Here is an 11,785-nt window from a genome sequence, read left to right as displayed (position 1 = left end):
ATAAATTATTTTGCATTTCTTACGGTAAGCATACCAAATCATATGCCTGGAAATAGTCGGCTTGCGAAGTGACATTGCCGAGGCATTCATCTTTCAACTTTCGGAAGTTCATCATGGAAACAACCACAATCGATACCGTACCGGATGATGGCGAAAAGCAGATGCGGCATCCATCGGCCTTGTCGCCCGCAACGCTGGTTTTGATTGCAGTATTGAGTGTATTTGGTGCTGTCATCGGCATGGAGTTGCTGGTGAAGGTCGGCGTCACTCCGGTCACGTCGATCATCGGTGCGCTGGTTGCGATGATCTGCGCCCGCATCCCGTTGCAGATGTTCTCGAGCTACAAGTCGATCCACGTCCAGAACCTTGCGCAGAGCGCCATTTCTTCGGCTACCTTTGGCGCTGCCAACAGTCTGTTGCTGCCAATTGCCATTCCGTTCGTGATGGGGCGGACAGATCTCATTGTCCCGATGTTCTTTGGCGTTGCGCTCGCCATGCTGCTGGACGGCTACATGCTTTACCGAATGTTCGGTACCAAGATCTTCCCGGAGACCGGTGCATGGCCGCTCGGCGTGGCTGCGGCCGAAGCCATCAAGGCAGGCGACCCGGAGAGCAAGCAGGCACGCTGGTTGGGTGCCGGGCTGGGGGTGGGGCTGCTCGGCTCGTGGCTGGGAATCCCGATGTCGGTTTTCGGCACGGCCTTCATCGGCAACATCTGGGCGCTCGCCATGCTGGGAGTCGGCTTTCTGGTCGGCGGATACTCGCAGACACTTTTTGGATTGGAGATCGGCAAGGCATATATCCCGCATGGCATCATGATCGGAGCGGGCCTCGTTGCGTTGCTTCAGGTGTTCTGGCTGGTTATCCGCGACAGGAAACCCCAGGCCGTCGCGCGTGACGCGGGTGCCCACGCTTCCGCCGTTTCCGTCCCAAGCTTTCGCAGTGCCATCGAATTTGGCGGCATCGCTTACGTTGGTCTTGCAGGACTCATCTCCCTGGGAAGCGGCCTCTATGCGGGTATGTCGCCCGGAATGCTGGTCGCATTCATCGCCTATGCCGCCTTTGCGGCCTTCGTTCACGAGTTGATCGTGGGTATCGCAGCAATGCATTCCGGCTGGTTTCCTGCTTTTGCCGTCGCACTGATTACGCTGCTCGTGGGCATGCTGATCGGATTTCCACCGGTCGCGCTCGTCGTACTCTGCGGCTTCTCGGCGGCAACGGGCCCCGCTTTCGCAGACATGGGCTTCGATCTGAAAGCAGGATTCGTGCTTCGCGGTGAAGGCAAAGATCCCGCATTCGAACTCGCGGGACGGCGTCAGCAGCTACTGGCGGCCATGATCGCATTCGTGATTGCAATTCCTGTCGCCTACCTCGCTCACTTCATTTTCTTTGCGCACGGACAGGTGCCGCCCGTTGCCAAGGTATATGTCGCTACGATCAAGGCCGGGATTGCTCCCACTGTCATGCATGCGTTGATTCTCTGGTCGCTCGCTGGCGCGGCGCTTCAACTGCTGGGCGGCCCGAAACGGCAGTTGGGCGTGCTATTCGCCACGGGTCTGCTGATCGCCTACCCGGCGGCCGGCTGGGCGGTACTGGCCGGACTTGCGGTACGGATCGTCATTGAGCGGAAAGCAAGTTCGGAGACGCAGAAACGGATGGAGGTCTTCGCGGCAGGCATGATCGCGGGCGATGCACTCTACAGCTTTGGCGATTCCCTGATCGCGAGCCGCGCAGGCTGAGTCATTGAAGCAAAAGCATTAAACCAAACCTGAATGGAAGAAGTTCGATGAGTCTCAACCAAACTCTGGAAGTTTTTGAAGCATTGGATAGCGGCTACGCGTCGGGTCAAACGGTTATTGACCTGTTCGAACCGTACTGCAGCCATGGTGTTGCCGTGGAAGTCTCGAAATTTGCCGGTGACAAGGGGGCAACCGACTTCGTCAAGATCACCGTCCCGGGAAAGTGCGGAAAACGCAAAGGCGGCACCGCGCCAAGTCTGGGCATCGTGGGCCGCCTGGGCGGAATCGGTGCGCGTCCGTCCCGCATCGGGCTGGTCTCCGACGCGGACGGAGCGATCGCAGCGGTTGCGTCGGCACTCAAGCTCGCCCAGATGCGTCGGCATGAAGATGTTCTCGATGGTGACGTGTTCATCACCACGCACATTTGCCCCGATGCGCCGACGTTGCCCCGCGAACCCGTGGATTTCATGGATTCACCTGTTCCCCCGGAAGTGTTCAATGCCCATGAAGTGTGGTCGGAAATGGACGCGGTGCTGTCGGTCGATACGACGAAGGGTAATCGCATCATCAATCACAAAGGCTATGCGATTTCGCCAACGGTGAAGGATGGATACATCCTGCGCGTATCGGAAGACTTGCTGCGGATCATGGAAATCACGAGCGGACGACCGGCGGTGACGTTTCCGATCACTACGCAGGACATCACGCCGTACGGCAATGGGGTGTATCACCTCAACAGTATTCTGCAGCCTTCGATCGCCACGAGTGCGCCGGTCGTCGGCGTCGCGATTACCGCTGAAAGTATGGTTCCGGGGTGCGCAACTGGCGCAAGTCACGAGACGGACATCGCGCTGACTGTCAGGTTCATCGTCGAAGTGGCCAAGGAGTTCGGTCGCGGAAAATGCGGTTTCTACGATGCCGCGGAGTATTCCAGACTCATCGAACTGTACGGATCCCTTGCGCATCTGAAAAGTCCGCACGACGCGTAACCCGCTGAATATCGACGGCGGGCAGAGCAGGGTCTGAGAGAAAAGGCGAAACAGGTGTCCGATTCGGATGTGGGGGAGAAAATGTAGATTCGAACAGTTTGATAAGGACTGCTGTCAAGTTTCCAATTACAAGCGGATCTGTCAGGTGTGGAGCGGCTACCCCTGAACAGGTAATCGAAAGGGATGAGGATGATGAAGAAGCATGCAATCGCCGGTGCCATATGCGCCATCGCAAGCGTACCGGTTTTCGCACAAAGTTCGGTAACGATCTATGGCATCCTGGATGCCGGGCTGACGTACGTCAGTAACACCGGGGGCTCACACGCCTATTTGTTCGACGATGGCGTTTCGTACGCCAATCGCCTGGGGTTCAAGGGTACCGAAGATCTCGGAGGGGGCAACAAGGCCGTGTTCAGGCTCGAAAATGGTTTCGGGCTTGGCACGGGCAAGCTTCACCAGGGAGGCGCTCTGTTCGGGCGGGCCGCATATGTCGGACTGAGTAATGGTATCGGTACGTTGACGCTTGGAAACCAGCGGGATTTCGCTTTCGATTTCACGTCGAATTACAACGTCAGCGCGTTCGCCAATGGCTACGGCGTTCATCAGGGCGACTTCGATCGTCAGGGTGGCGATAATATGAACAATGCAGTCAAGTTTGTGAGCAACGACTTTCACGGACTCGTGGTCGGAGGCATGTATTCCTTCAGCAACACCGCGGGCAACTTCCGGGATGGCAGTGCATGGAGCGTGGGCGCGACCTATACGGCCGGCGATTTTTCAGCAGGCGGCAACTACACGCACCTGAACTCGCCACGAGGTATTTCCGGTCTTGATCCTTACGCCAAAATCGGCGTCAAAACAATGCTCGGGCAGGCGGTTGCGACGGTCGATCCGGCGACGGGTGCAGTCACGAGCCTGTACTCAAGCACGCCGTTCAAGGTCGATTCACAGTCGATCTTCGGGATCGGCGCCCAATATGCCTTCGGTAAGCTCACGGTCAAGGGCGACTTCAGTGACACCGTTCTTAAAGGTTACGGTAACTCGTCATCGATGTTGGTCTACGAAGGCGGCGGAATTTATCAGGTCACGGCACCGCTTTCTCTCGTAGCGGGTTACCAGTACACGACGTTTGAAGACCATCACTGGCATCAGGTGTCCGCTGGCGCACACTATTTGTTGTCGAAGGCAACCGATGTTTACGCCGGCGTGGATTGGGTTCGCGCGTCCGAGGGCGTCGATGCCGTTATCGGCTACAGCTTCACGCCTTCGTCAAGTCGCATGCAAACTGCGGCACGTGTCGGTTTGCGCCACAATTTCTGAGCGCACCGGGAGACCTGAAAGCATCGAGTGGCGCGAGTCCACTCGATGAACGCATGGCGAGTTATGTCGGCACAGCGTCATGCGCAGGTTGCAGCGGAACGATGCGCGAAGCGTCGGCGCAAGGGTGTGGGCCAGCCTGGGGTGACGATAGTGGTGTCATGCCGAACGCTGGCTCGGTTCAGAACGTGGAAGACAATGCGGCCTGGTTCGCGTCGGGCAAGATGGGCCGGAGCCGGTTGAGTCGATTATCCCGAGGGAGCGTGATTGGCAGGATTGCATATCAATCCGGCTTTCAGAAAAAATCGATTGAACCGACAAGCCGCTGGAACATCGACATAGGCTGATATCCGTAGCCAGCGACAGACGTCGCCCCCCTTCAACTGTACGTTCGAACGCGTAGCAGCGGCTCGGGCTGTCGCGGTCCGCGCATCGACAGGTCGAGCCTGACATACGGCTACGCGTCGTTTTCCTGGTCGATGCGTTTGACGGATTCAAGGGCGCGCGCGCGTGCGACTTGATGGTCCACGATCGGAAACGGATAACTCCTGCCGAGACCGACGGACGCGTCGTGCAGCTGTTCAGCCGAAGCCATCCATGGGGCATGGATGGCTTCGGCTGACATCTTCGAGAGCTCGGGCACCCAGTGTCGTGTGTATTCGCCTTGCGGATCGAATTTTTGCCCCTGCAGAACCGGGTTGAAGATGCGGAAATACGGCGCCGCGTCGGCTCCGCTACCCGAGACCCATTGCCAGCCTGCGGGGTTGCTGGCTTCATCCGCGTCAACGAGCGTATCCCAGAACCACGTTTCGCCCGCGCGCCAGTCGATCAACAGGTGCTTCGACAGGAATGACGCCACGACCATGCGCACCCGGTTGTGCATCCAGCCGGTGTGCCAAAGCTCGCGCATGCCGGCATCGACGAGCGGATAACCAGTGTGCCCCGTCTGCCATTTGCGCAGTGCCTCCGGGTCGTCGCGCCACGGCATCGAATCGAACTGACGCCGGAAATTGACCTGATGCAGCGGCGGGAAGTGATAGAGCAGGTGATACGAGAATTCTCGCCATCCGATTTCGCTGAGGAATTTGTTCAACGGCCCGCCTTTCGAAGCGTCGATACGCGCCGCGCGCGTGCTGCGCATCGCGTTCGCCGCCGACAATGCCGCATGCCACACTTGCCGAACCGATATGTTGCCGAAGCGCAGATAGGGCGAGAGCCGGCTCGTCGCATGAGCGGCCGGGAAATCGCGCATGCCGGCATAGTCGTGAAGCGCGTCGTCCAGGAAGGCATCGAGACGTTGTCGAGCGGCTTCCTCGCCGCAGCGCCAGGTCAGACGCAGCCCGTCCGCCCGGTCGGGTGCCGTCGGCTGGAGTGCGAGCGCCCGAAGCGTGCTGACATCCGGCGTGACGCGTTCGGGAACCGGGAAAAACGCGATGAGCGACGGGGCCGCCAGCGGAGCCGGCGGACAAAAATCATCGCGACACGCGGCTCGCCAGTACGCACTGAAGACCTGAAACGGCAAGCCTTCGCGGGTCGTCACCGTCCAGGGTTCGCGCAACAGATGGCCATTGAATGTCGACACGTCGATTCCGCGGCTGCTCAAGTCTTTCTTGATCGATGCGTCGATTTCGGTGTGCACTTTCGAGTAACGACGATTCCAGACGACCATCGCCGCCTGGATCGCGATGGCGAAGTTCGTGATGGCTTCCTGCTCGTTGCCGCGCAGCACGATCAGCGAGCCGCCCAGCGCGGAAAGTGAGTCATCGAGCTTGCTCAGGGACTCGTGCAGCCACCACCGTTGCGCTCCGCCCATGGCACGCCCGGATTTCGGCGCGGGGTCGTGCACGTACACGCAGACGACGGGATGGCCGGTGCCGACCGCGTGAGTCAGGGCGGGATTGTCGTCGAGCCGTTGGTCGTCGCGAAACCATACGACGACGGGGCGGGATTGATGCGGCAATTCGGAGCGTGTCATTGGCTTTGCGTGAGAAGTTGCGTAAGTGATGGAAGCAGGCATCGCAGACGATGCGAACGTGCCGCGGGTTCGGTTCGAACGCTCGCTGCCTTTAGCCGGTGCGGGTGTCGTACATGCCGTCGCGGCCGCTCGCGGGCGCAGAAGCGGGGGTCATTCCGTCCCAGCGCCGTGCGATCGCGAGCGCAGCGGGCAAGATGAACGCCCAGCCGGTTGCGGTGACGACGAGCGCTGCAGCCGGCTCCCTGAAATGAACGGCGCCCAGCGCCGCTCCCGCGCGAAACGACGCCGGACCGGCGAGTGCGCCGACGAGCATCGAGACGAGCGGTCGATACCTGAGCCAGCGCAGCAGCGTATTGAGCTGGATCGCGAACAGCGCCCACAGCCCGGCGAGCCAGTACGGCGCCGTATCCGCGAGCAGCACACCGTTCGGATACTCGAGCAGGCCGGAATGGGCCACGGCGCTGTCCCACAACCATCCGGACACCGTGACCGTTACCACGAGCCGCGCCTCGCATGACGGTCGATGCGCGTACAGCAGATGGCCCGCCGTCGCGATCAGCGCATAGGCGACACCCCACGCGGCGTGGTGCGATGCAGCCGTCATCACGCAGACCAGCCATCCGATCTGGGTCGCCGCGAGATACACGTACATGCGGGCGGCGCCCGGTGCGGGCATGCTGGACGGTCCTCGATTCGGCACACGGGTCATGATAGTTCGCGCGACATCGGTATCGGCATGCTCACCTTGCCGCATGTATCGACGGCACACGGGCATGCATCGGGCGAAGCGCTGCCGCGCGCGCGACAATGCGCGAAACCGGTCGCGCCGCGTGGCACGCGGCGCAGCACGGGGAGAGCGGCACGCAATACGTTCATGGCATACGACGCTGTATCGTCGAAAGAGCGCGTCCGTTCGCGGACGACGACTTTGCGGGGAGCGGTTGTCGGCATTCAGGTTTCGTTCTCGTATCCAGTTCTTTATACGACGCTGCGTTGCCGGCGGATGCAGCTTGCAAAGGGGCAATCCGGACGGGATTGCCGGTCCGCGCGCCGGGCGGCCGCGCGCACCGGCAGCCTGCCGGACGGACATCGGGTCGCGGCCCCGGGGAACGGCGGCGGTCCGCTGCCGTGCGGCGCATGCATCCGCTGTCGCGCGCGTTCCGTAGAGCCTCATATCAGGCGCCGTATTTGCGCGGAATCTTCAGTTACGGAGATTTGCATGAACATCAAAGTGGGACTGGCCGTGCTGACGGTGCTGCTCGCGATGGGCCTGCTCGCCGCGTGCAGGCCGGCGCGGCTCCTGAACGCGCTGACGCCGCGATACACATTCCGTCTGTTTGCGGATATTCCGTACGGGCCCGGTGAGCGCCACGTGCTCGACGTTTACGTGCCCGCCCGCGTCGTGGACGACTGGCCGGCCGATGCGAATGCGGGCGTGCCGGTCGTCGTGTTCTTTTACGGCGGAAGCTGGCAGTCGGGAGAGCGCAAGGACTACCTGTTCGTGGGCGAGGCACTGGCATCGAGGGGTTTTGTTGCGGTGTTGCCTGACTACCGGACGTATCCGGCGACCACCTTTCCCGGTTTCGTCGACGATGCCGCGCAAGCGGTGGCGTGGGCGCGCGAGCACGCGGCTTTGTTCGGCGGCGATCCGCGTCGCCTGTTTCTGATGGGGCACTCTGCGGGCGCGCAGATTGCCGCCTTGCTTGCGACCGACGGCCGCTATCTGGCGGCCCGGCACATGCACAAGAGCGATATTGCCGGCGTGATCGGGCTGGCCGGGGCTTATGATTTCCTGCCGCTGCGTGATGCAACGCTTGAACGGATATTCCCGCAGGATGCGCGCGCCGCGAGCCAGCCGATTCGATTCATCCAGGGGGCCGAGCCGCCGATGTGGCTGGCCATTGCAGAGAACGACACGGTAGTCGAGCCGGGCAACACGTACCGCTTCGCCCGCGCGTTGCAGAACGCGGGCGACAGGGTCGCGGTCATGCGTTACGACAACGTCAGCCATGCGACGATCGTCGGTGTGCTGGGCGCGCCGTTGCGGGGCAGGGCATCGGTGCTCGACGATCTCTCCGCGTTCGTCGATCGCGCCGCGCAGGCGTCGCACGCTGGAACCGCGAGCGGGCAGGCGACGGCATCGGGCACGGCGACGCCCTCGGCCGTTTCGGCGCGGTGATCGAAGAAGACGCTGCGTTGCACGCGCGCACGGTCGCTTGAGGAGCGTCGCCTGTCAGGCAGGCAAGCGGCGGTGAATGAGTCGCGATAGGCTTCCGCTCGCCGCTCGCCGCTCGCCGCTCGCCGCTCGCCGCTCGCCGCTCGCCGCTCGCCGCTCGCCGCTCGCACATCGCGCGCGACGCAGTGCCTGGCAAGCGTGAAGCGCGGAAGTGCCGGGTTTCGTCGCGAGCCGGTCGGCCCGATCGGCGGCGCTTGCCGCGCTATAGCGCCTTCATATCTGGCGTCGTTCCGCCCAGTCCCTCTTCGCGAAGGATGACGGCAAGCGCCGTCTCGAGCAATTCGGCCGCCCGGTTCGCTGCGTCTCCGAGGTGGCGGTGCAGCAGCGCATCGGCGGGCGAGCGCGACACGCATTCGTCACTGTATCGCTCGAACGCGCCGAGCTGCATGATCAGTTCCGAGAGGTGACGTGGGCACTCGCACTTGACGGTGGTGGACAGGCCGCCGAGCGACGCGAGCGTCGCTTCGTCGAAGCGTCGCCGCGTGCGCAGCCAAAGCCCGCGATCGGCGTCGTTCGACTGGCGTGCCTTGACGACGGCTTGCGCCAGTTTCGAAACGATGGATGCGGGGTTGGTCTGGCCTTCCGTCGACCGGAACAGCTCGAACCCCGACAGCCGCGCCAGCTCGATTGCCTCCGCGGTGCCGAATGCGTACACGACGGCCACGGCCTGCGCATTGAGCTTTTGCGCCACGGCAGAGAGCTGCGACACGACATCCTCATGAAGCGACGTGGTCGTCGCGATCAGGGCGTCCGCAGACGTACCCGCGTGCTCGCTCGCGTCGTCGATCGAGTCGAGCCTCACGGCGATCCGGATGCCCATTCGCTCGACGGCCGATTCCGAAATCGGAAGCGCGCCGACGACCGCGAGGCTCACCCCCTTCTCGGGCAGTGCCGGGCCGCGTGTACTTGTCAGCGACAACGCTTCGAGGTCCTCGCGACTCAGGCCTGCGATCGTGCCGATCGCGTGGCCCTGATTGACGAGTGCCTTCAGCAGGCGGATGCGCTGTACGTCGTCGTCCGAGTACATCCGTTGTCCGGACGGCGTTTTGGGCGGAGCAACCACGCCATAGCGCCTCTCCCAGATCCTCAGCGTTGCTGCCGGCATGCGCGCCAGGCGCGCGGCCTCGCCGCTGCGATAGCGGTGAGGCGTGTCGCGATCCTTGCGAGGGGGCATCGTTGCTCTCCTGAAGTCGATGGATGGTTGTCCCGGAAGTGTACGCAGTTTGGATGAAGTATGAAGCAGGAAAGTGATTCAATGTGTGGAATTTGATCCAAAAATAGCGTTCGCGAAGCGAGGTGCAGCTGGAATGCTGCGAAAGCGGCAGCGTCGGTGCCGTCGCACGTCAGCCGGGCGCGCAGTCTCGGTGCGTCGACGGATTCTATTGAGATTTACTAAATCCACGACAGCGGGTTCTCTGCGCGCGTTATACAGTCATCACGGTGAATGGAGGGGCGGTCGATGGGCAAATTGGGCGAAGCTACGCACACGGCTGCCTGATTACGCGCCAGACCTGAATCCAGTCGAATACCTCTGGGCCTGGCTCAAGCGGCACGCCTTGGCCAACTTCTGCCTCAACGACTTGGCCGAACTGAAGCACACCGCTCGATGCAGGCTCAAGAGCGGCCGGAAGCGCAAATTGATCATCGCTGCTTGCAGGAAGCAAGTCGAGCCTTGGTGATGTCATGATTTACGTAATTCTCAACAGGGCGCTCAAAGGCCCGTCGAACTCGCGCGCAACACTCGGCCGCCCGCCGCGGCCAATGCCGATCCGACGGCGGCGCGGATCGCAGCCGTCGCTTGCTCCGACCCGCGCAGCGCGATCGAACCGCGAAGTGACTCGCCCGCTCATTGCTCGAGATAGACCCTGAGTCGCATCAGGCTGCGGCGAATCCAGCTCTTCATCGTGCCGAGCGGCACCTGCATGCGTTCGGCCAACTCTGCATACGATGCGCCGCCGTGAAACGCTTCTCGCAGCACATACGCCTGCCGCTCGCCGAGATGCGCGAGCCCGCGCTCCAGGCGCAGGCGATCCTGACTCGCCTGCGCGCCGAGATCGGGCGTCGGGCTTTCGTCGGGGATCGACAGTGCCAGCTCGTCGTCGAGCGGAAGCTCCCGGTGCTGCCTGATCCGGTCGATGGTCCGATTGCGCGCGAGCGTCATCAGCCATGTCATCGCCGTGCCGCGTCTTGCGTCGAATGAATCGGCGCGACGCCACGCCGTCGTGAACACGTCCTGAAGCAGGTCTTCCGCTTCGTGGCGGTCGCGGACCATCCGGACGATCGCGCCGTACAACCGTGCAGCCGTCAATCGATACAGCTGTGCGAACGCGTGCTCGTCGCCCGCGGCGACGCGAGACAGCAATTGGTCGAGTTCCGCATGCGCGTCGGATGCTTCGGGGGGCTGAACGACCGCCTCGGCGGTGAATTCGGTTCTGCCGCCAGGGCGCGACCGCCCGCGGGACGCGCCCCGGCGTTGCCGCCTGCCTGAATGCAGCGTCGTCGATCGACCCTGGCCGGAGGACGGGCGGAGTGAATCGTGCGAACAGTTCATCGGGAACTCCACATGGCTTTGAGCCTCCTGCTGTTGCGCGCCCCGGGTGACGAGCGGGCGCGGATCATGGCCGGGCACTGTGCCGGCGCGTTCGTCGCGAATGCCTGCCGCGCGCTTTACGCATTCTTTCCGGACAACAAGGCGAGAAACTCTCGGCGAAGCGACGCGTCCGCGAGAAATTTTCCGCGCATCACGCTGTTGGTCATTTTTGCCTGGTCGTCCTTGGTGCCGCGCCAATGCATGCAGAAGTGCTCGGCCTCGAGTACGACGGCAAGCCCGTCGGGCGAGATGCGCGATTCGAGGAGGTCGGCAATCTGCTTGACCGCTTCCTCCTGGATCTGCGGGCGCATCATGACCCAGTTCACCAGCCTTCCATACTTCGACAGGCCGATCAGATTCGACGTGGCGTTAGGCAGTACGCCGATCCAGATGCGGCCCATGATCGGGCAAAGATGATGCGAGCAGGCACTGCGCACGCGCAGCGGCCCGACGATCAGGAGCTCGTCCAGCCGCTCGACGTTCGGGAATTCGGTGACGGACGGTGCCGCGTCGTAGCGGCCCGCGAATACTTCGCGGATGAACATCTTCGCGACGCGCTGCGCGGTTTCGCGGGTGTTGTGGTCGTTGTCGACGTCGATCACGAGCGAGCGCAGCACGGTTTCCATTCCCTGCGCGACTTCGTTTTGCAACGCATCCAACTCGCCGTCACGCAGGTGCGCGGCGATGTTGTCGTTTGCATGGAAGCGCGCGCCCGCGTTCTCGAGCCGACGACGAATGATGTGCGACAGAGGCGTGCCCTCGTCGATCGCAGTCAAGGTGTGCTCGGGAGCGTCGATCAGATTTCCCATTTCGGTTCGTTTCTCGAGGTTGGGTGGTGACGAGATGGATCGCGACTGAGGCGATACGATGGTTTGCTTGTGTTCCTCGGGTAAAAATCGTGCGAACGCCGCCGCCGCCATTTCGGCGCCGCGCCCATCG

9 protein-coding genes and 1 pseudogene are annotated in these 11,785 nt (G+C 62.3%); 5 read left to right on the top strand and 5 right to left on the bottom strand.

The window, feature by feature from the left end; genetic code table 11:
• The first annotated feature begins 113 nt into the window (after positions 1 to 113).
• The 3 genes from J7024_RS23185 (at position 114) to J7024_RS23175 (ending at position 4,048) form a co-directional block, all read left to right on the top strand.
• Positions 114 to 1,739 carry an OPT/YSL family transporter gene (locus tag J7024_RS23185; protein ID WP_175750883.1) on the top strand — a complete coding sequence of 542 codons (1,626 nt, stop codon included), beginning with the start codon at positions 114 to 116 and terminating at the stop codon, positions 1,737 to 1,739.
• A gap of 47 nt (positions 1,740 to 1,786) precedes the next feature.
• Positions 1,787 to 2,728, top strand: coding sequence for a DUF1177 domain-containing protein (locus J7024_RS23180; protein WP_175750884.1), 942 nt, complete (start codon positions 1,787 to 1,789; stop codon positions 2,726 to 2,728).
• Positions 2,729 to 2,917: 189 nt separating this feature from the next.
• Entirely contained in the window at positions 2,918 to 4,048 is a 1,131-nt protein-coding gene (locus tag J7024_RS23175; RefSeq protein WP_234745534.1) for a porin, read from the top strand.
• Between the two features lie 454 nt (positions 4,049 to 4,502).
• Here J7024_RS23175 and J7024_RS23170 read toward each other — a convergent pair whose 3' ends face one another.
• Positions 4,503 to 6,020: a cryptochrome/photolyase family protein gene (locus J7024_RS23170; protein ID WP_234745533.1), complete on the bottom strand. Its 1,518-nt coding sequence runs from the start codon at positions 6,018 to 6,020 to the stop codon at positions 4,503 to 4,505.
• Between the two features lie 91 nt (positions 6,021 to 6,111).
• Positions 6,112 to 6,696, bottom strand: a complete 585-nt coding sequence (locus tag J7024_RS23165) for a DUF2878 domain-containing protein (RefSeq protein ID WP_234745532.1) — start codon at positions 6,694 to 6,696, stop codon at positions 6,112 to 6,114.
• A 198-nt stretch (positions 6,697 to 6,894) separates the two neighbouring features.
• Between J7024_RS23165 and J7024_RS23160 the strand changes: the two genes are divergently transcribed.
• Positions 6,895 to 8,199 carry an alpha/beta hydrolase gene (locus J7024_RS23160; protein ID WP_442861909.1) on the top strand — a complete coding sequence of 435 codons (1,305 nt, stop codon included), beginning with the start codon at positions 6,895 to 6,897 and terminating at the stop codon, positions 8,197 to 8,199.
• A gap of 259 nt (positions 8,200 to 8,458) precedes the next feature.
• Here J7024_RS23160 and J7024_RS23155 read toward each other — a convergent pair whose 3' ends face one another.
• A complete protein-coding gene (locus J7024_RS23155; RefSeq protein WP_175750888.1) occupies positions 8,459 to 9,430 on the bottom strand; it encodes a MerR family transcriptional regulator in 972 nt (323 codons plus the stop codon).
• A 316-nt stretch (positions 9,431 to 9,746) separates the two neighbouring features.
• Between J7024_RS23155 and J7024_RS23150 the strand changes: the two are divergent.
• A pseudogene (locus J7024_RS23150) lies at positions 9,747 to 9,935 on the top strand (transposase); the annotation flags it as partial.
• Between the two features lie 167 nt (positions 9,936 to 10,102).
• Here J7024_RS23150 and J7024_RS23145 read toward each other — a convergent pair.
• Both J7024_RS23145 and folE read right to left on the bottom strand, forming a co-directional pair.
• A complete protein-coding gene (locus tag J7024_RS23145) occupies positions 10,103 to 10,807 on the bottom strand; it encodes a sigma-70 family RNA polymerase sigma factor (protein WP_124897155.1) in 705 nt (234 codons plus the stop codon).
• Between the two features lie 116 nt (positions 10,808 to 10,923).
• Positions 10,924 to 11,655 carry a GTP cyclohydrolase I gene (gene folE, locus J7024_RS23140; RefSeq protein WP_124897322.1) on the bottom strand — a complete coding sequence of 244 codons (732 nt, stop codon included), beginning with the start codon at positions 11,653 to 11,655 and terminating at the stop codon, positions 10,924 to 10,926.
• Positions 11,656 to 11,785 lie beyond the last annotated feature (130 nt).

Origin of the sequence: Burkholderia sp. WTPI3 (assembly GCF_021483755.1) — a bacterium.
In the GTDB taxonomy this organism is placed as follows: domain Bacteria; phylum Pseudomonadota; class Gammaproteobacteria; order Burkholderiales; family Burkholderiaceae; genus Burkholderia.
Note: the sequence above shows the minus strand (reverse complement) of the source record. Positions and strands in the feature narration are given on the sequence as shown.